Annotated in this window: 18 protein-coding genes; 6 read left to right on the top strand and 12 right to left on the bottom strand. The window is 48.5% G+C overall.

Translation table 11 applies throughout. The annotated features are described in order from the left end of the window. Positions 1 to 2 precede the first annotated feature (2 nt). Positions 3 to 572, top strand: a complete 570-nt coding sequence (locus V4534_07415) for a GNAT family protein (protein ID MES2504688.1) — start codon at positions 3 to 5, stop codon at positions 570 to 572. Further along, entirely contained in the window at positions 538 to 996 is a 459-nt protein-coding gene (locus V4534_07420; protein ID MES2504689.1) for a PaaI family thioesterase, read from the top strand. The genes V4534_07415 and V4534_07420 overlap by 35 nt, the downstream gene beginning before the upstream one ends. Here V4534_07420 and V4534_07425 read toward each other — a convergent pair. The 12 genes from V4534_07425 to V4534_07480 form a co-directional block, all read right to left on the bottom strand. After that, positions 956 to 3532: a kelch repeat-containing protein gene (locus V4534_07425; GenBank protein ID MES2504690.1), complete on the bottom strand. Its 2577-nt coding sequence runs from the start codon at positions 3530 to 3532 to the stop codon at positions 956 to 958. The genes V4534_07420 and V4534_07425 overlap by 41 nt on opposite strands. Before the next feature lie 68 nt (positions 3533 to 3600). Next, the gene (locus tag V4534_07430; protein MES2504691.1) at positions 3601 to 4209 is read right to left on the bottom strand and encodes a hypothetical protein; all 609 of its coding nucleotides are present in this window, start codon (positions 4207 to 4209) and stop codon (positions 3601 to 3603) included. After that, the gene (locus V4534_07435) at positions 4178 to 6013 is read right to left on the bottom strand and encodes a S8 family serine peptidase (protein ID MES2504692.1); all 1836 of its coding nucleotides are present in this window, start codon (positions 6011 to 6013) and stop codon (positions 4178 to 4180) included. The genes V4534_07430 and V4534_07435 overlap by 32 nt, the downstream gene beginning before the upstream one ends. Beyond that, entirely contained in the window at positions 6010 to 6873 is an 864-nt protein-coding gene (locus tag V4534_07440) for a hypothetical protein (protein MES2504693.1), read from the bottom strand. Before V4534_07440 ends, V4534_07435 begins: the two co-directional genes overlap by 4 nt. A gap of 335 nt (positions 6874 to 7208) precedes the next feature. Next, a complete protein-coding gene (locus tag V4534_07445) occupies positions 7209 to 7757 on the bottom strand; it encodes a UpxY family transcription antiterminator (GenBank protein ID MES2504694.1) in 549 nt (182 codons plus the stop codon). 35 nt (positions 7758 to 7792) lie between these two features. Continuing rightward, on the bottom strand, positions 7793 to 9943 hold the full coding sequence (locus V4534_07450) for a polysaccharide biosynthesis tyrosine autokinase (protein ID MES2504695.1): 2151 nt from the start codon (positions 9941 to 9943) through the stop codon (positions 7793 to 7795). An 18-nt stretch (positions 9944 to 9961) separates the two neighbouring features. Further along, positions 9962 to 10552, bottom strand: coding sequence for a polysaccharide biosynthesis/export family protein (locus tag V4534_07455; protein MES2504696.1), 591 nt, complete (start codon positions 10550 to 10552; stop codon positions 9962 to 9964). Between the two features lie 23 nt (positions 10553 to 10575). Continuing rightward, entirely contained in the window at positions 10576 to 12975 is a 2400-nt protein-coding gene (gene ligD, locus V4534_07460) for a DNA ligase D (GenBank protein MES2504697.1), read from the bottom strand. After that, positions 12968 to 13771: a Ku protein gene (locus tag V4534_07465; GenBank protein ID MES2504698.1), complete on the bottom strand. Its 804-nt coding sequence runs from the start codon at positions 13769 to 13771 to the stop codon at positions 12968 to 12970. Before V4534_07465 ends, ligD begins: the two co-directional genes overlap by 8 nt. Before the next feature lie 48 nt (positions 13772 to 13819). Next, positions 13820 to 15103: a hypothetical protein gene (locus V4534_07470; protein ID MES2504699.1), complete on the bottom strand. Its 1284-nt coding sequence runs from the start codon at positions 15101 to 15103 to the stop codon at positions 13820 to 13822. A 7-nt stretch (positions 15104 to 15110) separates the two neighbouring features. Next, positions 15111 to 17309, bottom strand: a complete 2199-nt coding sequence (locus tag V4534_07475; protein MES2504700.1) for a ComEC/Rec2 family competence protein — start codon at positions 17307 to 17309, stop codon at positions 15111 to 15113. Beyond that, the gene (locus V4534_07480; GenBank protein MES2504701.1) at positions 17284 to 18216 is read right to left on the bottom strand and encodes a serine/threonine-protein kinase; all 933 of its coding nucleotides are present in this window, start codon (positions 18214 to 18216) and stop codon (positions 17284 to 17286) included. The genes V4534_07475 and V4534_07480 overlap by 26 nt, the downstream gene beginning before the upstream one ends. A 35-nt stretch (positions 18217 to 18251) precedes the next feature. On the opposite strand from V4534_07480, the gene V4534_07485 reads away from it, so the two are divergent. The 4 genes from V4534_07485 (at position 18252) to dnaA (ending at position 23256) form a co-directional block, all read left to right on the top strand. Further along, positions 18252 to 19070: a prephenate dehydratase domain-containing protein gene (locus V4534_07485; GenBank protein ID MES2504702.1), complete on the top strand. Its 819-nt coding sequence runs from the start codon at positions 18252 to 18254 to the stop codon at positions 19068 to 19070. Further along, positions 19067 to 20326: a 3-phosphoshikimate 1-carboxyvinyltransferase gene (aroA, locus tag V4534_07490; protein ID MES2504703.1), complete on the top strand. Its 1260-nt coding sequence runs from the start codon at positions 19067 to 19069 to the stop codon at positions 20324 to 20326. Before V4534_07485 ends, aroA begins: the two co-directional genes overlap by 4 nt. Further along, positions 20317 to 21657, top strand: coding sequence for a 3-deoxy-7-phosphoheptulonate synthase class II (locus tag V4534_07495; protein MES2504704.1), 1341 nt, complete (start codon positions 20317 to 20319; stop codon positions 21655 to 21657). Before aroA ends, V4534_07495 begins: the two co-directional genes overlap by 10 nt. A gap of 159 nt (positions 21658 to 21816) precedes the next feature. Further along, positions 21817 to 23256: a chromosomal replication initiator protein DnaA gene (gene dnaA / locus V4534_07500; GenBank protein ID MES2504705.1), complete on the top strand. Its 1440-nt coding sequence runs from the start codon at positions 21817 to 21819 to the stop codon at positions 23254 to 23256. Positions 23257 to 23267: the final 11 nt, after the last annotated feature.

Below are 23267 nucleotides of genomic sequence, written 5' to 3' on the forward strand. Positions count from 1 at the left end.
TTATGCCCCTGCGCTTACGCATGCTAGCACCCGATCATAGCGAGCCCCTTTTTGAACTTATTAATAAAAATATAGACTATTTAAAAAACTGGTTTGAGTGGGCTCATAATTTAAAATCCCAGTCAGACGCAGATAATTTTATCTCTCAGTCTATTCATAAAAACAGACATAATAAGTCCTTTGACGCAGGCATATGGCTTGCAGACGAGCTGGTTGGTGTCATTGGCTTCCATGAAATCAACTGGACCCACAAACAAGTCGAAATCGGCTACTGGATCTCCGAAGCTCATCAAGGCAAGGGTCTGGTAAAACAGTCCGTTCAAGCCATGATGACTTATGCTTTCAGAGAATACTCCCTAAACCGCATCGAAATCCTCTGCGACACCCACAACCTCCGCAGCAGAGCCCTGGCTGAAAAGCTGGGCTATTCCTTCGAAGGCATCGAGCGAGAAGGCCATCACTTTTTGGGTCGATTTTTCGACGTGGCCTGTTATTCTTTTCTGGCCAAAGAATTCAAGGCCAGCGGAGAGGAACCCTATGTCCAACTTGCAAGACAAATACGCGCCCCATAGCATCTGCTTCGGTTGCGGCCCAGCCAACAAACAAGGCCTACAAATCAAAAGCGAGCCAGGCCCCGATGAAGTTATCGCCGAATTCCATCCAAAGCCGCACCATGCCGCTTTCGAAAACATGCTCAGCGGCGGCATCTGCGGCACACTTTTAGACTGCCACAGCAACTGGACCGCGGCTCACCATTTGATGGAGCGCAATCATTTGGACGCTCCCCCATGCACGGTCACGGCTGAATACGCGGTTAAACTGCTCGCCCCCACACCCATGACAGGGCCGCTCACCATCAGAGCACATGTTGTGGAGGCCAGCGACCGCAAAGCTGTGGTGGAGGCTAGCCTAGAATCGAACGGGCAAGTGACTGCCACCTGCCGGGGTACTTTTGTTAGCGTAAAAGAAGGGCACCCGGCTTATCATCGGTGGTAGGTTTTCGAGTCTTGGTTTCAGAAAAGTAATGCAGCAACTCTGCGGAGTACGCTGCCAATCCCCCAAGGCCGCCCATAACCAATATTTTGTCATTGCCTATAAAAGTGGCAGAGAATTCAGCCCGCGGAACGGCCATATTTTGCTCACTTCTGGTAAAAATCCCGGATGCAGGATCGAAGATCTCAATGGTCTTACTAACTCCGGGCACTTTCTCATCATCCCATCCTACTTGAACCGTCGCATCACGCCTTCCACCAAAAATCGCTACTCGGCCATCTGAAAGCAAAGCTGCTTGATGCTCCCCTCGAGCCTCTGTCATCAAAGTTAACAAGTGAGAAAATCGCTCCGTGCCCGGGTCGAAAAACTCCGCCTGGTCGTTGTAGCCACCAGCAATCAGAACGCGCCCATCTCTTAAAGTAGTCGCCGTATGTTCCGCCCTCTTATGGCTCATAGGACCAACCAGAGACCATCGATTATGGGCAACATCATAAATTTCTGCCGATGAAAGTAGCCCGGTAATGCCAAAACCACCCGAAATCAGCACCCTATTACCCGGCAGTAAAGTTGCCCTATGCCCAGCTCGAGCCAAACTCATCGGAGCAACCTGCATGAATCTACCCGCTGCAGGATCGAAGATTTCGGCCGACGGCGTCTGATCGTTACCAACAATCACACCGGCTGGCCCAGACCAACCACCCGCCAATAAAACCCGCCCATCTGGCAACAGAGTGGCAGTGTGGTGCGCTCGATTAACCAACGGTTGATGAGACAATCCGAAAAAACTTCGTGAACTATCCAAAAATAGCTCAGCGGACTGCAATGCCCCGTACCCCCCCACCAAAAGCACATCCCCGCTTAGCAAGCGTGTGGCCGTATGGTAGTAACGAGAAAAACTTTGAGCATGATTTAAGGCAAATTTTCCATTCCCAGCCGTATAAAGTTCGTCGGAAGGCCCCTTGTCAATAAACTGGCCTCCTGAAATAAATATATCACCTCCATTTAGCAGCACCGCCGCATGAGAAATGCGAGGAACGCTGACAGTCCTGGGAATGGGCGATGAGAATATCTTATCTCTAAAGTCCGCACGAATGCATTTAGCCGCATTAGCAAACGGGCAACGCGCATGCAGATGCACATACCTCATATCAAGACGGTCCAAACTTAACGAAGACAAAGGCGATAGATCAGCAGTCTGGCTATTTTTCAGCTCAAGATATTTTAGGTTCGTGAAGACACTGAAAGGACGTAAATCCAAGGTTTTGTCACTCCAAATGGACAGCGACGCCTGCCTCATTAAAACCTGTTCAGCTGCATAGCAAACGTCATCTGAATTAAGAGAAATCGGATCCAACTTACGCGCAGACTGCACCAAAGCAGCAATGGTACTTGCCAAAGGTTTTGACGATTGAGGAGATTGTCCCAAATCGCAATATTGAGCGAAGGTCTCAAAATCTACTTTAAAGTCTTTCTCCAGGTAAGTTACATCACGGATGTCGGCATAGGCTGAGGAGCAGTCTCTAGGCGAATTAAAGCATAATAAGCTGGCTTCGGTGATTTCGCGTAGGGAATCAAATAGAGAGTTTTCCATTCGCAAAAAATGCGTCCGCTGACGCGAGCTAACCCTAACAACGCTTTCACGAACCAAACGTCTTACCTGCATATATTGCGTATAAACTTCGTCATATTTTTCTGACAATCGTTTCCGCACCAATTTAATCTGCTGACTGAGCTCCGGGGTCATTTCTATGTGAATATCTGCCGCCCGATAATCCTGGGTGGTGCTAGACAAAATTGCAGCGCTCGCTTTAATTTGAGCAGGAAAACCTGTTCTAGTATTCGTGGCGTACTCAACAGCTTTTTCAAGAACCGCTTTGCAGTGCTCAAATTGGCCACTCGAACACTGCACGACCTGATAGGCTGACTGGTCTTTGTTTCCAAAAATTTCTGTAACTCGATCAACATGCCCACCAAGCTGCAAAACATTAATCGTCACTTTTGTTCGCTTACTTAAGGAAGTCGTAGCTCTTTCGACCTCAGCGCTTGCAGAGGCAAACGGGGCATCGAAACTAAATCGTGCGGCAAAAGAATTCTTTTCCTGTTCGTTTAGGAAATCAATTCGAATAGAAAAAAATAGTTTGGCGCCCAACGTTTGTTGAACCACAAATTCATCTCCGCAACCTTCGCGCCAACGTTCAGCATTTCTAATGTCACGCAGCACCTTCGGGTGCCTAAGGACACGATTCTTGAAAAAATAGCTGCCGGTATAGATCGCAGATATAGAGAATTCGTCAGATTTAGACGCGTTATAGAAATTGGTGGAAGCGCTGGCCGCCAATAGGCCTAGCCGAGCTTTAGCACCTACTTCAAAACCAAGCTCAGAAGCAAGTTGTTGTTCACTGATTGAAGTTGAGTAAGAAATGGAAGCCTCGGGTCTCCCTTCCAAAACCACGTCACCCGTCACACATTCACCGGCCAAGCTTTGACGCTCACTGTTGTAACCCTGGCCAAGAAGGGGGTTAAAGCTCCGGGTAGTCATCAATTCACCTGCCAAAGCAGACAAACAGCACAATAGAATCAACAGGCATTTCATGCATGCCCCAACTATTACAGGCGACCGAAAAATCCCTCGGAGAACAAAATTAGCTTGGCGATACGGCTATCATTAGGCAGCTGCTCAAACTCCTTCAATGTTTCCGGAGCATGAACTTTAATAAGTTGATAGAGTTCTATTTTGTCGCCAGCATAAGATCTGCGTATGTCCAGATCTGCAATCTTATGGAGATTGTCGGTTATTAAAATATCTTTCAGGACAGCCAGCACCAGACTTCGACTCGGATTTTGTTTCCAAGCAACGGCCTTTTCAAGATAATCGATAGCCACGATTCGATCTGAGTCAGCCGAACCAAATGACTTCAAAATCTCGTGACTAGAAGATATTTGGCTTCCATCAGATAAGATTTCATTCAGCCGAGCTTTTTCATCAGCGCTTAGCAAAACTTTCGAACGAAAGTGATCAAAATCCAACATTGGCTTTTCCACGATTGGCTCGCGGAGAGACATGGTGGAAACCACCTCCAAAGTGGTTGAAAGTGGCGGGATTAGCGATACCGGCCCGGCTAAGTCTGCATGCTTGTGAAAGCTTAACCAGCTAACAACAACCACCAGCAGCACTAAGCCAAAGCTAAATAGCAGTTGCCAACTTCTGCGCGACACGCCTTGCTCCTTCTTCATCTAAATAGCCACCAGACCTAACAGGCAATCGGGGTGTGGGAACGCGAGCCCCATCTAATATTGCTTTGCGGATTTCAGCTATTGTTAAGCTTGGAAATTCGGAAGCCAGAATAGCTGCAACTCTTGATACGCGAGGGGCTGCATAAGAAGTACCGCTTTCATCCGAGAAATATCCACTTCCGTCAGTCATAATGTCTGCATAGTCATTTCCTTTATTAGCCCTTAGAGCATCCGAAGTGACTACAATGATATTGTCCCGGCCCCCTAAAGATTGGGGACAGTACGTGGAGTGTATCCTTGTTAAATCATGCTTAAGGGAATTTCCAGCTCCCAAAACCCAAAGAAATGGTTGTTGCGGATCCCCAATCGTATTTCCAAATAAGGATGCATTCTCGCATGAGAAACTGTCGTAATAAAATAGAGCCGATACGTTAATTACCTTGGCGTGTGCCTTCACATCATCTTTCCAATTAAGGTAATCAGAAAAACACTGTTCTAGGTTCATAGGAATTGCAGACAATGGGGCATTCACAGTAGCAAGATGGCTAATCGATTCGCCGTGACGTTCCACCATTTGGTCTTCCCGATTAAACAAATTCATCTCGACAAGAGACATAACTCCAGAGAGCTTATCAGCAAGCGTCAGGCGCTGGCCACTTGCTGGCCTCATCCAACCCCAAAAGCTTTCGTTCAAATAAGGACCTAAACGGAACTTTACCCCATTAGAAGGTAGAAATCCGGTATCGCATACAACGACAGAGCTGGTGGATTTCTGCTCTGCAGAATGACGTAAATCGAGCTCACTTCTAAAGTTCGGCTGTAGGATTTGTTTATCCGAATCAAGCAGTTTTCCCCTGCGAGAGTGCGTTCGTACCTCTCTAACGAGATCCCCGGAAGCTGAATCAATATAAACCTTAAATTTATAAATCAGATTTGGAGATAATGAAGGGTCAACTTCAATTATGACATAGTCTTCGTGGTAAGGAAGCTTGACATCTTTCTCAATGTAAACCTGCCTCCGGACGGAAACACCACCAGCATATTGAATAGTTTCAGAAATCTTATGCCCCTTGAACGGGGGATAAAGCTGCTCAATAATGCAGTGACCCGCGCAGCCATCTTCCGTGAATAACTTAGAAATGGGTTTTGCGTCTCTCACCTGTGTTCGAACGTACCGCCAGGCTTCAGCAACAAACGGGTACTGTTGCAGGTTCAATTCGGGCAAAGAAGCATGAGGCCGATGTTCTATGATATTAGGCCATCTAGAGGAATCTGGCTCCCAATAATATCTTTCCAATCCTCTTGAAATATAATCAAGGGTGAGGCGAATTTCAGAAATGAGCAGATTGCTTCTCAAAGATGGAGCTAACTGACTATTATAATCGTGTAGTACTTCCGTTCGAAAGATTTCGAATGGTAAAATCGGCAACTGCATATTTTTACCACTCGTTACGCGATTCGATCCGATATAAAAGAACGTTGTATGGATATCCGAAGAATCCAAGCATGCCCCGGTTCTCGCAGCACTAAATACTTGAGAAGTGTTGGGGCAACGGCAAAGGCTAAACTCAGCATCGTAAGCCCCGCCTATATTGGCGCAACGTTCTCTCACGCATTTAAAGGGATCGCCCATATTTGCCCGGCAGCTGTCTGACTCTGGAGGAATAGCAACTTCAGGCTTAATGGGTTGGTGCGGTGCGCTAACGAGCCTTTCAATCTGCGGGGACGAATCAGAACACGAGAGTATGAAAATGGCCAGCAGATAGAAAATGGGTAATAACTTCATTGTACTAATGCCTTTGGAATTGCTGCGCTGCGTAACAGAAGGCGATTTAAGTATTTAACGCCCTCATTTTGGTAATAGACGGATCCATTTAAGTAGCCCTCGCCCACAACTACTTTTTCCACGAGGTGTTCTGATACAGTCTCGACGTTATACACCTTTCCTTCGTAGGATGTCTCCTCAATGGAAACAACGGGATCCAGTGCACCACTAGCCAAAATTAATTGATCGTTAGTAGAAAAAGTGTTGGCTGCGCGCATATAACCTTTCCCGTCGATCAAAGGATGATTACCCGTCACCTTAAGCTTGCCCCCAGAAAGCATGCTGAAATTAAGTATCTTTTGGATTCCAGGCACAGCATCGGTAATGAAGTAGGCAATCTCACCAATTTTATACGTCAGATTATCAATGGAAGAACCCGACTCCAAAACCATTATTTTTGAAATATTACTGACATACGCATCCATAATGCCTATGTGTCCGTCAACGAACCACAGTTTTTGTTCGGGTGTGTAACAGCCAGCAGCACAAAAAAATAACGAGTTATAATTGTCCGGCACAGTGCAATCAGCGTCTTTATTTGTTGGTGCAAACCAATTGAGGGGGTTGTGGACACGCCCCATAGAATCCACCATCCCAAAATATGGGTATAACAGTGGAGACCCTTTTTCAGATTTTTCGAGCCAATCCAGTGCTTGCATTTGATTACGTCTAGTTGGAAAACACCTCCAAAACCATAAACGTCTTCCTTCCGCCTGAGCCGCGTCTAAGCTATCGTTTAAAGTATCGCATCGATCTGGAACATTGATAGCAATAGAAGAACCACAAAAAAGCAAATAAAAGCCGAGATATTTCCAAACCATCCGCTTATAACAATAATGGATTTCAAATTATTTCAAATTTGTCAGCCGAGCCTTCGGCTCTCGCTGGTGGTGTTGTGGCGCCTACCCCAGGTTCCGCTTCGCTTCACCTGCGGCTATATTCGAAGTCCGCTTCGCGGACGCCACCTCAAACGGGGTTGATTAAATCCCACCTAGACACACCGGATGTTTCTGGGCCCCGGCTCGGAGGCCGGGGTGACAAATAGGCCCTTCAGTTTGTCCGCGAAGCGGGCACCGAATATAGCCCCGGGTGCAGCGAAGCGGAACCCGGGGAACGTACACCCCTCGCACGTATGAGAGCCGAAGGCTCGACTGATTCAGTTCAAGCCCAGTTCTTCGTAGGAGAGGACGTCGTCGGCGGATAGTTCTGTTTTGACGCCGCGGCCTAGGAGTGGGAGTTGGACGATGATTCTACGGCTGCCGGTGGGTTCTTGTTCTATGACGCCGTGAGCTCCTTTTAGGGGTCCTTGGGAGATTCTTACTTGTGTGCCTTTGATGAGTTTTTGGGTGGGCTCCAGGACTTTTTGCGAGCCTATCAATAGTCTTAGGCTGTCGATTTGTTGGTCCGGGATGTGGATCGCCATGCTGCCGGCGCCGGTTACTTTTTGTCTGCCTACCAAATCTTGGACTTGTTTTAGGCGGATGATTTTAACGCGCAGCTCGGCGGTAAGAGCTAAATTGACGAATAGGTAGCCAGGGAAGAGTGGCTCGCTTGACTGCTTGATCCTATCGCTCCACAACTTTCTCGTTTGGCGGGTGGGGAGAAAGGATTCTACGCCCAAGCTGGCTATTTCTTCATGAGCTGCTTTTTCCTGGCGCGTGTAAACTGCCAAGGCGTACCACTTGGTTATATCGTCGGGGGACATGCCTATGGTATCACCCAGCAGCTATTTTGGCGGATCTAGGCGGCGCTTTCACCGTAGGGTTTTTTATCACCGTATTGACCGTAATAATAACGGCCGTACCAATAATAACGACCATATGAATAGCCATATTGCGTTTTATGAGCGTCGAAATCGTTTAGGATAACGCCGAAGAGATTGGCATGCGCGTCTTGGAGTGCGCGAACGGCGCGGCGGGTGGCTTCTCGGTGGGTGACGCCGGTTTTGATTACCAATAGTGCGCCGTCTACGAGAGCGCCTAAGATGACGGGGTCCGTTACCGCGCCGACTGGGGCTGAGTCGAAAATAATTTTGTCATAACGGGTTTCCAGCTCTGCGAAGACCTGTTTGAATTTCTGGGTATGCAAAAGCTCAGACGGATTGGGCGGTACCGGCCCGCAGGTTAGGACGTCTAAACCGGGGATCGATGAATGGTGAATGCTGCGGTCCAAATCACATTCATCTACAATGACGGTTGATAGGCCGACATCGTTATTCAAATCGAAACTCTTATGGACCCGAGGTCGCCTTAAATCGCCATCGACCAAAATGACCTTGCTGCCTGATTGCGCCATGGCGATCGCCAGGTTGATAGCAGTGGTCGTTTTGCCCTCGCCGGCCATAGACGAGCTTACCAGCAAACTCTTGAATGGTTTATCTGGCGTCATGAACAACAAATTAGTTCGAATGGCCCTTGAGCACTCGGCGACCATGCTTTTGGGATGTGTCGCAATATACAAGTCTCGGTCCTTAGATTCGACGAATAATTCTTGTTTGGTTTTGTCTTTGCGCCAGGCTTTATTTTCCAAATGAATGGCAGGCAGCACACCTAAGAACGGGAGTTTCAGATAAGACTCCACATCTTCTTGGGTCTTGAAAGTTTGGTCCATGATTTCCAACAGCAGTGCCATACCAACGCTTAACAGGAGTGCCAGCATGAGGCTCGCTATCATGTTGGTGTTCCAATCTGGTTTGTAAGGAGCGCTCGGGATCCTTGCTTGATCTAGTAGGGAGACGTTGTTGGCTTGCAGCATACCAGTCAGGCCAATTTCTTTGAGTCGATTGGCCACCAAATCGTAGAGCTTGGTGTTGGTATCCACCTCACGTTTTAATCGGCCATAATCGAGGCCGATTTTATTGAGAGAGGCTTCTTGCTGCCTTTGGGTAGCGATGGCTTCTCTCAAGCCTTGTTCTGTTGACAACAAAGTTCGTTGTTCGCGCTCCAGCATGGTAAGCGTGTTGCCGATTTCTTCACGTAGGGTCTGCTCCAGTGCCGTGATTTCGGTTTGTAGGGTTTTGATTTTTGGGTGTTCAGGCAGATATCTTTCGGATAGTTCGGTGTTTTGCCTTTTGAGCTCCAATAGCTTGGCTTTGATTTCGCCTACCATTGGGGCCTTTTGTACGTCGGCCAGCGAATCCAACAGGGCGGGCTCTTTAGCCACTCTGGATAAGGCGTTGGCATCTACTCTGCCGGCAATTTTTTGGGATTCGATTTCGGCCAGTTTGCCTTCAAATAAGCCAACGCGTGTTTTTAGCATTTCCATTTGGCTTTCCAAGCTGGCGTTTAAAATGCCGTGCGATTCCATGTAGGCGTAAAGCTTATTTTCGGAGATTTCGAGCTTTTTCTTCAGATCTTCCTGTTGGATTTGCAGCCAGTTGATTGCCTCGCCTGAGCCTTCGCGGCGGCGCTCGATTTTATAGTCAAGGTAGGCAGAGGCGATGGTATTGGCCAAAGTGGTGGCAAATTTCGGGTCCTGATGGACAACTTCTACCGATACGATGCGTGTTTTTTTTGCTGGGACGATGCTGACGTAAGAGCCTAAATAGTCTGCGGCGTCGATATTTTTACCAACCGTTTTGGCGAGATTCATGCGGTCAAACGCCCGTTTGAGGATTTGCCGACCCGACATGATTTGATATTCGGTTTGAAGGAGCGCTTCTTCAGCCCAAAAGTTATTGGCCGTGCCCACTGGGTTTACTTCTTGAACACCGGTTAAAACTTGAGGTGCCTGAGGCATGATGATCAAAGTGGCAGATGATTTGTACAGCCGCTCGCTTCTTAAGGTATAGACCACACCTAAAAGCATCACGGTAACGAAAATCGTCAAAACCAATGGCCATCTTTTCTTCAGCGATAGGAGGTAGCGATAAAAATCAATTTTGTCGGACACGATGAACAGGCTCCGGGCTTAAAAAAGGCTTTGAGGAACGAAGATAATATCACCAGGCATGACCGGCAGATCGGGCGCTTCCCCTGCCCCAATGTCTGACATCTTTGCCGTCATCTTCACGGGCCTGCCGTTATCACTCCTTGAAATAATGGTGCGGTTTGCAGCAGCCAGGGGTGTCGGGCCGCCAGCTTTAGCAATGGCGCCGATAAGCGTCATATTATCTTCGTAAGGATAAGGGCCAGGCGTTTTCACTTCGCCCAGCAGGTAAATTTTTCGGGAGTTAGATTGCTGAACAAAAACAGCTACCTCAGGATTTTTTAAATATTTTTTCTTATACTCGCTGGCGATCAGATCAGATGCCTCTTCAGGTGCTAAGCCGCTCACCAACAAAGTGCCGATCAGCGGCAAACGGATGGTGCCTTCTGAGCTTATTTGATGTGGGCCTGAGAGTTCTTTTTCTTCAAATATTCGAACATCGATAACATCGCCGGCACCCAATAAAGCGCGGCTCAGCTTTTTTAGTTCAGGCTTTTGCTGGATAACAGGCGCATGAGCACACCCCAATGTGCCCATCCAAAGGCCAATCAATGCATACCTGAAATAGGTCATGAACGATTAGTCGATCAAAGACACTAAATTAGTTCTAAAGCACGCAAGTGAGCAGCGGATATCTTTTGGCGAATCTTGAAAAATTCTTCCCAAGGGTCACTCTTGTCGATTTTGGCCGGCACAGTTTCAATGTTAAAACTTGTGGGCAGCAACGATGCTTTTAGCTGCGCCCAGGTCAAGGGCATTGATACAGATGCCCCCTCGCGCGCCCTCACCGAATAGGCAGCGACCGCGGTGGAAGTTAAATCATTTCGCAGATAATCTACAAAGATTTTGCCAGCACGAGCTTGTTTATTGGCTTTGGATATATAACGCCGTGGCTCATCGCTCTGCATTGAGTCCGCCAGCGCTTTGGCAAAGCCTTTGACCACTGGCCAAGTCAGGCTAGGCGTCAAAGGCACAACAATATGCAGACCTTTACCGCCGGTTGTCTTCACGAAGCTTTCCAGACCAAGCTCTGTCAAACGAGCGCGAACTTCTTTAGCCCCTTCGACCACCAGCTTCCATGGAACCGAAGGGTCTGGATCTAAATCGAAGATGACCCGATCTGGCAAACTTGGATTTTTGGCTAAACACCCCCAAGGATGCAGTTCAATCACGCCCCACTGCACCAGCGAAATCAGGCCGCTTACATCTTTGATCATCATGTAGCTGTCCTGATGACCCTTGATATCCACCGGCACTTCGTAAAGATGCGGGGATTTTCCAAGCCCCACGTGCCTTTGAAAAAAACACTCTGAGCCAATACCCTCAGGACAGCGAACCATTGACAAGGGTCTTAAGGCAACGTGTGGCAATAGCCGTGGCGCTACCGCTTCATAGTATTCAGCCAGCTGTTGCTTGGTGATGCTGGTGCCTGGGTAAATCACACGTTCGGGATGCGAAATCTTGATATCCCGCTGAATGGCTACGCTCGGTTTATCCTCCCGCAAGGCGATAAAGGACGGATGGCGCAGCCTTTGATCTTCCGTCCATTCAGCAAACTCCACTTCGCAAGCGAGCTTGGGACTCACCCACTGCGCGCCTCTTTTTTCTGCGGTAGAAACCTCTTCAAACGGCATGGTTTTGATTTTTAAAGCATCGAGCTTTATTCTAAGCGCAGATGCTGTTTTATGATCAAAACCGGTGCCCACTTTGCCGGCGTAAATCAGCTTGGTTTTTTCGTAATAGCCAAGCAAAAGAGAACCAAACCCGCGCTCTTGATGCTTAGGCGGGGTAAAGCCGCCAATGACAAACTCCTGGCGATGATGACCTTTGGTTTTCATCCAAGCGGTGCCGCGGCCGCTGGCATAGGGTAGATCGGCCCGTTTCGAGACAACGCCTTCCAGGCCTAGCTTGGTGACCTCTTCCAGCATGGCTGAGCCATTTGCAGCAAAATGCTCGCTGTACAAAATGCGATTTTTGACAACTTTGGCTTTCAGCAATGTCTCAAGCAGTTCTTTGCGCTCTAGCAGAGGCATTTTGCTTAAGTCTTGGCCACCTAGATAGAGCAAATCGAAAGCGTAATATTGCAGATTGCTGTCTTGATTTTCACTCAAAGCGTTTTGGAGGAGTTTAAAGCAGCTAACGCCTTGTTTGTCCGCGACCACGATTTCGCCGTCTAGGATGGCATTTTCGATGGGCAACTTCTCAAGCGTGGTGGCAATAGATTTAAACTTATGGGTCCAATCCAGACCGGTGCGGGTGTAAATAGTGGCTTTACCACCGTTTACGTATGCAATGCCGCGATAGCCATCGAACTTGATTTCACGAATCCAGTTTTTGCCCTCTGGCATGGTGTCGCTTAGAGTGGCCAACTGCGGCGGCTTAAAAGCCGGCATTTTAGACTTTTTTTTTGAGCCGCCTGCAGCAATTTCATCCATGGTCCGGTCGGTGACAACGCTGGTGACGTGCTTTGTCAGCAATTTATCGCCATCGCCAGCTTTCACATACTCGTCTTTGTGTTTGATAAGCAGCCAGTTGTTTTTCGTGCCTTTATCTTTTGCGCTCGGGCGCATGCGGACCAAGGTCCACTCGCCCTTCAGACGCGTCCCATGGATGATAAGCACAAGCTTGCCAGCTTTAAGGCCCGCACGCGGGTCACCCACGGGCTCCCAAGTGCCTTCGTCCCAAAGCATGACGGTGCCGCCGCCGTATTGGCCTTTGGGAATGGTGCCTTCGAAAGAGCCGTAATCTAAAGGATGGTCTTCCACCTCAACGGCCAAGCGTTTGTCCGCAGGATCTAGGCTTGGGCCGCGGGTAACTGCCCAGCTTTTCAAAACGCCATCGAGCTCTAATCGAAAATCGTAATGCAGATGAGACGCGGCGTGCTTTTGGATCAGGTAGCGATTGCCGCTTTTCTTTTTGACAGCGCCTTTGGGCTCAGGCGTTTTGGTGAAATCACGCTTTTTTTTGTATTGGGTTAAGCTGGCGAGCTTAGCCATGGGCAGCCTTTTTTTTCGGCGCGGCGGCCTTTTCTTTTAGGCTCTTTCTTAAAGCGTCCATCAGATTAATCACCTTGCCCATGGGCTTTTCATCGGCCACTTTTTTCAAGGGACGATGCTCCACTTTCGAGTCTATCAGTTCTTGCAAAGCTTCACGATAATGGTCGTGGAATTTTTCCGGCTTAAACGGTGAGGTCTTACGCTTAATCAGCTCTTTGGCCAAATCGAGCTGTTCTTTGTCTATCTTGCTCGCTTTAATATCAGCGAAATAAGGTGCGATGTCTTTGATTTCATCTTCATAACGCAGCGTTTCCAAAATAAGGCCGTTTTCGTAGGGCTTGATGGCGCAAAGCCTCTCTCTGCCAGCGATGGCCAGCTGCCCAATGCCTATTTTCTCGCATGCTTTTAAAGCCTCGCGAATGACGGCAAAGGCATCATGACCGCGCTTGCCATCTGGGGCGACAAAATAGGGCGTTTCGAAATACATGGCGTCAATGGCGTCCATTTCGACGAACTGGGTAATTTCCAACGTTTGACCCGACGGGATCTTGAGTTCTTTGATTTCACTTGGTTCAATCAGGACATACTCGCCCTTAGAAACTTCATAGCCTTTGACAATGTCTTCTTTATCAACCGGTTCACCATCGACCACGTTTTGATGGTGAACACGCTGGCCGGTAGGTTTGTGAATTTCATGAAAAGCAATTTGCTTAGATCGGTTTAACGCTGGATAAACGTTCACCGGCAGGGAGACTAAAGATAGTCTTATTTCGCCACTCCAATACGGTCTAAGCACAGTAATAAATTAAAATAGACCCGTATTATTTGCAACTTTATTTGAGATTTAATAGGTCAATCGAACGAACACATTGGCCTCATAGCGCGTAAAAAGGTCGTTTAACTGGCTACCATCATCTGCGGCTACCCACCCGGCAGGGGTTAGGATTTGGGATACATTGGCATTGGTCCAACGCCAAAAAGCGTCCGCCGAAATGCCGGCCGCAAGCCAATCTGAAAATGAATAGCTAAAATGCAGCGCCACACCAGTGAATAGATCTCTGCGATTTTTATAATCTTCTCTGATACGAAACTTGGTGACCGAAAAAGTGGTGTACGGTTTGCCGTATTCCAAGAACCCAACTTGGCCATCGAGCCCCAAAATCCATCGGCCATTAAAAGATTGCTTCCATTTAATCTTGAGCGAGTTGCTAAATTGATCCAAAAAGATCGGCGTCGGTGCCATATCCCGAGCCAGTGCAAAATTGATAGTAGCATTGGTGTCGTAATTCCAATCCAGTGTTAGCTTTGCACCCATGGGAAACGACGTATCCGGAAGTCCTTGAGCGAAATCTTTCATGAAAATTCGCGAATATTGCGCTGAAAGCGTTGTCACCAACTTGTTAGTAATCCGGCCGGTCACTCCCGCGCCTGCCCATAAAGGATTCAAAGTGATCAGCTCATCGTTCGAATCAACGCTTTCAAAATAACCGTAACGAATATCCGCAAAAGCCGCCGTCTTCGGTAAGAACTGCCAAGCCAGCCTGGATGACAGATAATAAGACTGATTATTCAAAGACCGAGGCACGCTTGACGTTTTTTCATAAATCAAACCAGGGTAGCCTTGCACCAGGTACTCACCCTGCAACGTAATACCCAACTTACCCGCACCGGGCCGATAGGTTGTGCCTAGCACGCCCTTACCGGTTAAGTTGGTCAAATTACCAACGAAGAGCTCGCCTAAATTTCTAGAAGCGGTAAGGCCACCGTTAGTAAAAAACGATACCACCCCGCCTTGATTATAAACTGACGTGCCCTTCGCGTTTCCCTGGAAAATCAAAAAGCCTGGATTCGCATTAAGCCCAAACATGAGCCCCATGTCCGAATAGGCATCGAGACCAATTTGAAGCTTGCGACCATGCGCCGATATTTGAATTTCGGGCCTAACCCTAGCAAACATGTCCGCGACTGCTCTGTCAGCGATTTGAAACTTCGTGAGCGAGTAAGGATTTGTGCTGTATCCTAGACCTACCTCCGCGTTCAGTTTTAGCTTCGAAAAACTGTCTTCAGCAGCATGCAAACTGCTGGTAAAACCAACAAATAGAGCCAAGGAGGCGAAGATAAATTTCACGCTCTTCTCATAACAGATAAGGCTGCACAATTACAGCCGAACCCGTCAAAGAAATCTGGAGCTGGCCCTGAGATCCGGTATCCCAAGTCTTCGCGCTGGCAAGCTCCCAACGCTTTTTGACACTCTCATGGGGAAAGCCAAACTGATTTTGAGCCTGCGTACAAAAGATCACATGCCGTGGTCTGACTTGCTGAACGAGATGTTCCGAAGACGAGCTCTTAGAGCCATGATGCGGTGCTTTTAATACGTCTGCTTGCCAAGTTGGATCCGCCCGCTGCTCTGCAATGCTCTCCAAATCGCCTGGCCAAAGCGCACTGGTTGCACCGAAAGCCACCTTGAGCACCATACTATTATTATTAGTGCTCTCAGAAATCATAGACGGTGCCGGATATAAAACCGTCACCACTGCCTGCCCGAAGTGATGCTCGCCATGCAAATCATTTACTGCTCTTACTTTGCATCCTCGGACACGTGCCAAATCGAGCAGCCGCGCCATCAACGGGTGCCTTGCATCAAAACCGCTATGCCAAATCTCGCCAACTTCCAAATTTTTGACCACTTCGAATAACCCGACAATGTGATCAGCATCCGGATGCGACAAAGCGAGAACGTCCAACTTCCGAACGCCCTTTCGCCTCAAAAAATTATACAGATACGTTTCGCGCGGACCGCCGTCGATGACCATATTTCGGCCATCTGGAAATTCAAAATAGCTTGCATCCCCCTGCCCCACAGGTAAGACGGTGATCAAAACCCCTTCCTGTCTTGCCAAAACAGAGGGGACCAACACCAACAAACACGCCACCAGCCCAAGCTTCCAATATCTCTTCACCAAAAGCGCTATGGCAAAAATAAGCCCGGTCGCCTGAAAAGCAGTGGGGGGCGTCAACCCTACAAGCCCGCCAACATAATCGCCCAAGGCTTCACAAAGTGCTTCGAGTGCCCCCGCAAGACTCGCCGCAGGCTTAAGCATGCCAATCACCGCTAAAAAAATCGCTGGCGTCTGCAAAAAAACCGCAATGGGCACCAGAATCAAGTTAGCCAAAAGCCCGCCCAACGCGACCGCACCAAAATAATAAGCGCTGAGAGGCAGCGTCATCACCCCAGCTGTCAGCGGACCCGAAAGCAACAACCCAAAAATCGCCAAGTACGACAGCAAAAAGCTTGGATCAAACACAGACTGCGGCGCCAGCAACACAGTCACAAACCCCGCAATGCCAAAAGTCTCCAAGATGGAAGCGTCTCTTCGCAGGAGCAGTCCGACCAGCGCCACCGAACTCATCAACGCCGCCCGCACCGCCGAAGCAGAAGCACCCGTCAGCCCGGTAAACATCCAAATAGCCACCAGCGTCAGAATCACCGCCGGAATGCGCGCCCGAGAAAGTCTGCCCACCCACGGTATCAACAGTAGTATCAGCCTAAAAAAGTAAAAAAACAAAAACGAGAGACAACTCACTTGCAAGCCGCTAACTGCCAACAAATGCCCAGCCCCCACCAGCTGATAAATCTGCTTTTGCTCGTCCTCAAAAAAATCGGTATCTCCAATCATCAAGGCGAGTAAAACGCCGGCCTCTCGAGGGCTTAAAGAAACAAACAAGCGCTCCCTCAAGCTCTGGCGGACATCTGCCCAAAAAAACTTTTCAGCGCCCGCTTTTAAAACCCGAATCCGAAACGGGTTATGTACAGAAAGCCGCCCATCAAAGCCCCGCGCAAGCCCCAGCCAATAACTGTCAAAATCCCCCGGCATCATGGCATGTTGCAAGTATTTCACTTCGCCATGAACGCGAACCCGATCCCCGGCCAAAACGCCCACCATCGCTGCGCCATCTTTCAGCGAGACCTTGAGCCGAAACCCCTGATCGGCGCGCAGCATTAACTTTTTGCCGGAAAAAATAGTCGGCGTGACTTCCTCAACCACGCCTTCAAGCGCGGCATTGCCGTCAGGAATACGCGCCTGGCGCTCCAAAAATCCATCCAAATGATGCCTCGCCAGCGCGGCAGAAAGCGAAAACGCGCAAGCAAATACCAATATAGCCCGCAGCAATTTAATCGGCACCCATAAACAGGCAAAAGCAAACACCAAACAAAGCGCCAAGAAATAAAAAGCTGCAACAGACGACAAAAAGCCTGCATAAGCGCCGGCTAAACACCCGCCGAACAATAAAAGCGCAGGGTAAATGCTACCAACCCATGCCCAAAAGCCCAAAAGCTAAAGCTAGCACGCCCATGAAATACAGGTTCTTTTGCGGAAGACTCGCCTGAGTCGCTTCAAATAAAACCCGGTTATTCAGCCTCGGTAGCCTGTTTACAAAATCCACCACTTCCATCTGAGAAGCAATCAGCCGATTCTCCCGGCCATAATCCAAAAGCGCCGTTCTAAATTCCTCACAACTTTGAAAGCGTCTGTCCTGATCTTTGGCCAGCGCCTGTTTTAAAATATCGCCCAAGGCCGCAGGAATATGCGCCGGTACCTCAACCTCGCACGCCAAAATCGATTTCAACGTCAGCAAATCATTGGAGCGCTTAAACAGCCTGCTCTGCGTGCAAAACTCAAACAAGATAACGCCCATGGAAAAAATGTCGCTTAGGCACGATATCTTCTCACCCGCCGCCTGCTCAGGCGACATGTACCCGTACTTGCCTTTCAACACCCCGGTGGCCGTATGGTTGGTCTGGTTCTCCATTTTTGAAATACCAAAATCCAAAAGCTTCACATCGCCACCCAGCGTCAACATCCAGTTCTGGGGCGAAATGTCCCGGTGAATAATCCCCAAATCATGAACATACGCCAGCACTTCCAAAGCCTTCACAAACAGCGCGATTAACACTTTTTGGGAAATCGGATATTGCGAAATGGAACGCCAATCTTGTCCTTCCAGGTACTCCATCACCGCATAATCATGGTGCACTTCCATCACCCTAACGATATGCGGGTGTCTTAATTTAGACAAAATACCAAATTCGTTCTGGAACATTTTAACGTATTCTAAATCTGATGCCAAATGCGGCAAGATACGCTTAATAACGACGGCTTTTTTCTGCGCATTATGTGCCAGAAAAACTTCCGCCATCCCACCAGTAGCAATTTTTCTGACCAGAGCATATTGTTTCACAAGAAAAAAACATCTTATGCACCAAGGTTGTTCCAATGGAAAAGTTAGACCACGTTCGCCATAAAATCGACGAAATCGATTCACAAATTATCGATCTATTGGCGGAGCGTTTGACGCTGGTCAAAGAAGTGGGCCATATCAAACAGCTGGTCCATAAAAATCTGCAAGATCTGCAGCGTGAACATCAGCAACTCGATGCGCTAACCAACCAGGGCGTTCAAAAAGGCCTATCGCATGCCATGGTTCATGCAATCTACAAAATCATTTTCGAACATTCTCTCGCCGCCCAGCACACAGGTGTGCGATGTCTGGTTGCCTATCAAGGAACTACTGGCGCCTACAGCAGCATCGCCGCAAAACGTTATTTCAAAGACCAAGCACATTTGCAGCTGCTGGGATGCGAAACGTTTTTGGAGACGCTCCTGTCCGTGCAAAAAAACAGAGCTGACTTTGCGGTGGTGCCCGTAGAAAACTCCATCACGGGCTCAATTCATGAAGTGCTCGATTTGCTGCCAGAAATGAACCTAGCCGTCTTAGGCGAAATTCAGCAACCGATCTCACATTGCCTGCTGGGCATTCCCGGCGCAAAAATCGATCAAATCCGGCGCATCTACTCCCACCCGCAAGCGCTCATGCAGTGTGCCGGCTTTATCGATTCGCTTGGGGATAACCTGGCGCAAAGATACACAGACACAGCCATGGCTGCTGAGAAAATTAAAACGGACGCTGATCCACAGCAAGCCGCCATCGCCAGCAGCGAGGCAGCAAACATCTTTGGCCTACAAATCCTAAAGAGCGACATTGCCGATCAAGGCAACAATCAAACGCGATTTGTGATATTAGGCAAGAAATGAACGTGCTCCAAGGCAGTCCAGTCATTCCTGGCGATAAGTCTATCTCCCACCGAGCACTCATTTTTGGCGCCCTTGCCAAAGGTCAAACCAAAATCCGTGGCCTTTTGCGTAGTGAAGATGTGCATTCAACCTTAAACGGCCTTAAAGCGATGGGCGTTTCCATTGAAGATAATGGCGAAGAAGTCATCGTTCATGGTCAAGGCCTCGGCGGACTGAAATCGCCCAGCAAAGCCATCAACTGCGGCAACTCCGGCACCACCATGCGTCTATTCATGGGTATTTTAGCCGCTCAAAATTTCAGCAGCATCCTCATTGGGGACAGATCTTTATCCAAAAGACCGATGAATCGAGTGGCGATTCCGCTTAAACAAATGGGCGGTCATATATCTTTAACTGAAAGCAATCATGCCCCGGTACAGATACATCCGGCGTCTTTGCATGCCATCGACTACCGGCTAGAAATCGCCAGCGCGCAGGTGAAATCGGCCATTATGCTGGCGGCGCTATTTTGCCGCGGAACCACCAGACTCAGCGGTCTAACGCAAAGTCGCGATCATACAGAACGCATGCTGCAATTGTTTGGCGTTACCATTGGGGTGACTGACGAGCAGGTGATTTCCATTGAAGGCGGCCAAGAACTTTCGGGTTGCAACATCGACGTTCCGGGCGATCCATCAACAGCAGCCTTTCTGATAGCAGCAGCTTGCTTGGTGCCAGGCTCAAACATCGAGCTCAAAAACGTCTCGCTCAATCCAACCCGTTTAGGCTTTATAGGCGCCCTGCGCTCAATGGGCGCGCAAATCAAAATCGTCCCCACAAATGAAGGACCTGAACCAAGCGGCACCATCACAGCATCTTACTCACAGCTGCAATCGATTCACTTGCACGAACAAGCCATCCCGGCCTTAATAGACGAGATACCCATTTTAGCCGTCGTTTGCTCTCAGGCAAATGGCATTAGCGAAATCCGAGGCGCCAGCGAACTGCGCGTGAAAGAAAGCGACCGCCTGGAAGCCATCGCGCAAAATCTAAAAAGCATGGGCGCGCAAATCGACGTATTTTCCGATGGCTTTAAAATTAGAGGCCCTCAAAAATTAAAAGGGGCACTGATACAATCCCATGACGACCACCGCATCGCTATGGCATTTCACATCGCGGGCCTCGTTGCCCAGGGGAACACTCAAATCGACCATCCTGAGTGCGTCAATATCTCCTATCCACAGTTTTACGACACGCTCAGAGACCTATGCTTATGAACTGGACACCCAATAGTTGGAGAAGCAAGCGCATTTCCCAGATGCCTACCTATCCAGATCTAATCAAGCTGGCCGAAATCGAAAAACGGTTGTCGGTATACCCACCCTTGGTATTTGCAGGCGAAGCACAGCGCCTGAAGGCGCGCATGGCTAAAGTCGCCATTGGTGAGGCATTTTTGCTCCACGGTGGAGACTGCGCCGAGAGTTTTGCCGATCTCAACACCAAAACACTCAGTGATAATTTTCGCATCCTTTTGCAAATGGCCGTGATCTTAACTTTCTCTCTGAAAAAGCACGTGGTCAAGCTCGGGAGAACTGCGGGCCAATTTGCCAAGCCCAGATCGAGTGACATGGAATCGCGTGATGGGCTTACCCTGCCATCTTATCGCGGCGATATTATTAACGGATTCGCCTTCACCGAAAGTTCACGAACGCCAGATCCAGCCCGCATGGAACGCGCTTACTTCCACTCCGCCGCGAGCCTCAATTTGCTGCGCGCATTCGCACAGGGCGGATTTGCCAATCTCGAAAAAGTTCACGCGTGGAATTTAGACTTCGTTCAACAAAGCGCTCAAGGCGAAAGCTATGAGAGCGTTACCAACAAAGTTCAAGAATCCATGAGCTTCATGAACGCCCTGGGCATTAACGGCCAAAACTACAGTCAAATTCGAGAGATCGAGTTTTACACCTCACACGAAGCTTTACTATTACCTTATGAAGAGGCCCTCACCCGGCAAGACACCGATTCAGAAGCAGGCAATTGGTATGACTGCTCGGCTCACATGTTGTGGGTTGGAGAGCGCACGCGGCAACTCGACAGCGCACACATTGAGTTTTTAAGAGGCATCTCAAATCCCATCGGACTTAAAGTAAGTTCTCAGTTGCCCGAAAATGATCTGATCAAGTTGATCGATATCTTAAACCCCAAAAACGAATTGGGACGCCTAACCCTGATCACCCGATTTGGGCATCAAAAAATACAAGATGCACTGCCTAAGCTAATCCAGCGGGTGAGCGCTGAAGGCAAAAACGTGATCTGGTGCTGTGATCCCATGCATGGCAATACTTTGACCGCTTCTAACGGTTATAAAACGCGCAATTTTCAGCATGTTTTAACGGAAGCACAGCACTTCATCGCGATCCATCAAAATGAAGGAACGTATGCCGGCGGTGTACATTTTGAAATGACTGGTGGAAACGTCGTGGAGTGCGTTGGTGGCGATCAGGAAATCGAAGAAAAACACCTAGAAAGTGGGTTTTATGAAACGCTTTGCGATCCTAGACTGAATGCATACCAGGCATTAGAATTAGCTTTTAAACTGATCGCGTAATGGGAATAAATAGACTTCACAGATCAATAGCGATCCGCGATCCACAAGACCCTCCGGGCAAAAATCGCAAAATATTCTTTTTTCGTTAGTTTTTTTAGGGGCTTGTCTGGATCTTCGAAATCCATGCTTGCCTAATCCGTCTGGCTGTTGATACACCCAATGAGACTTATGGTAGCGATCCGAGAATTTGAAACCCAACCGATAGATCTATTTGGCGAAACGTTGCAGTCGCTTAAACGTCGCCTAAGTCTATTTGTATGGCAGGGCTTTTTTGAGCCTTTGTCGTTTGTTTCATTGGATCAAAATACTTTAACCGTCGCTGCCCCATCTTCATTCCATCGGGATTGGGTACAGAACCATTATTTAACTGAATTACAAGAAACCGTTTGCCGTGTTTATGGCCGGCCTTTAGATATTAAAGTGATCGAAGGCAAGGATGAGCAAAAGACTCTACGTCCGCCATCCTTTGACTCCCTACCATCTCTTTCTCCAACAATGTCTAACTCCATCAGCCCTCTGAAAGCAGCTTTAACGGCTTCAGAGCATGCTCAAGCGCCGATGGTTTTTGAATCGGTTAGCTTAAACCCAACCCACACTTTTGATGCGTTCGTGCCAGGCCCGTCCAACAACATGGGCTTTGCCGCCTGTCATGCAGTCGCAGAACAGCCTGGCGCTCAATATAGCCCTCTGTTTTTGTTCGGACCGGTGGGCATTGGTAAAACCCATTTAATTCAAGCCATCGGCCTTTATGCGCTGAGCAAAAACCCTAACACCAAGATTTTGTACATGACCGCTGAACAATGGGTCAATGCATATATCATGGCGATCAGGGAAAAGCGCTTTGATGCTTTTAGAAAGAAGTTCAGAACTGATTGCGATATTTTATTAATCGATGACATTCAGTTTTTGGCAGGTAAAGACGCAAGCCAGGATGAATTCTTCCATACTTTCAACAGCCTTCATCAGGCCCATAAGCAAATTGTGGTCACGTCGGACAAGTATCCACATGAAATCGAAGGCTTAGAAGAAAGGCTGCAGACGCGCCTATCTTGGGGCCTTATTGCTGATATCAGGCCGCCTGAAATCGAAACACGCATCGCCATTTTGCATAAAAAGGCTGAGTCTTGCGGCATTAAATTGCCTCATGATGTCGCGCATTACTTGGCCGCTCAAGTGACCACTTCGGTTCGTGAACTTGAAGGCGCTTTGCTGCGCTTGTCAGCGTTTCTTTCGGTAACCAAGTCTGAGATCTCTTTGGCCGCTACCAAAGAATACCTATCTCCTGTGTTCAGACGCAGTGCGGGTGCTTTAAGCTCCGAAAAAATCTGTGAGCATGTGGCGGCTTATTACGATCTCAAGCCCATTGAGCTCAAAGGTCAGTCTCGTCAGCGCCAAGTCTCATTGGCTAGACAAATTGCCATGGCTTTGTGCCGTAACATGATGGCATTTAGCATGCCAGAAATCGGCCGCATTTTCGGCGGGCGTGATCACACCACCGTGTTGTCATCGCTTCGAAAGATCGACGAGATGCGTGAAACAGACATTAGCATCCAGACAGTTTTGTCTCGCCTCGAGAAAAGTTTGATTGAGTCCTGCTAAGAGGCTATAAG

It is taken from the genome of Myxococcota bacterium (assembly GCA_040387835.1).
Taxonomy (GTDB): Bacteria; Myxococcota; UBA727; order UBA727; family JABDBI01; genus JAZKCZ01.

What these genes read in the sequence shown, in the direction of transcription:
- V4534_07415 (MES2504688.1), top strand. Translation starts at nt 3, where the DNA reads ATGCCCCTGCGCTTACGCATGCTAGCACCCGATCATAGCGAGCCCCTT.
- V4534_07420 (MES2504689.1), top strand. Translation starts at nt 538, where the DNA reads ATGTCCAACTTGCAAGACAAATACGCGCCCCATAGCATCTGCTTCGGT.
- V4534_07425 (MES2504690.1), bottom strand. Translation starts at nt 3,532, where the DNA reads ATGACTACCCGGAGCTTTAACCCCCTTCTTGGCCAGGGTTACAACAGT.
- V4534_07435 (MES2504692.1), bottom strand. Translation starts at nt 6,013, where the DNA reads ATGAAGTTATTACCCATTTTCTATCTGCTGGCCATTTTCATACTCTCG.
- V4534_07440 (MES2504693.1), bottom strand. Translation starts at nt 6,873, where the DNA reads ATGGTTTGGAAATATCTCGGCTTTTATTTGCTTTTTTGTGGTTCTTCT.
- V4534_07445 (MES2504694.1), bottom strand. Translation starts at nt 7,757, where the DNA reads ATGTCCCCCGACGATATAACCAAGTGGTACGCCTTGGCAGTTTACACG.
- V4534_07455 (MES2504696.1), bottom strand. Translation starts at nt 10,552, where the DNA reads ATGACCTATTTCAGGTATGCATTGATTGGCCTTTGGATGGGCACATTG.
- ligD (MES2504697.1), bottom strand. Translation starts at nt 12,975, where the DNA reads ATGGCTAAGCTCGCCAGCTTAACCCAATACAAAAAAAAGCGTGATTTC.
- V4534_07485 (MES2504702.1), top strand. Translation starts at nt 18,252, where the DNA reads ATGGAAAAGTTAGACCACGTTCGCCATAAAATCGACGAAATCGATTCA.
- aroA (MES2504703.1), top strand. Translation starts at nt 19,067, where the DNA reads ATGAACGTGCTCCAAGGCAGTCCAGTCATTCCTGGCGATAAGTCTATC.
- V4534_07495 (MES2504704.1), top strand. Translation starts at nt 20,317, where the DNA reads ATGCTTATGAACTGGACACCCAATAGTTGGAGAAGCAAGCGCATTTCC.
- dnaA (MES2504705.1), top strand. Translation starts at nt 21,817, where the DNA reads ATGAGACTTATGGTAGCGATCCGAGAATTTGAAACCCAACCGATAGAT.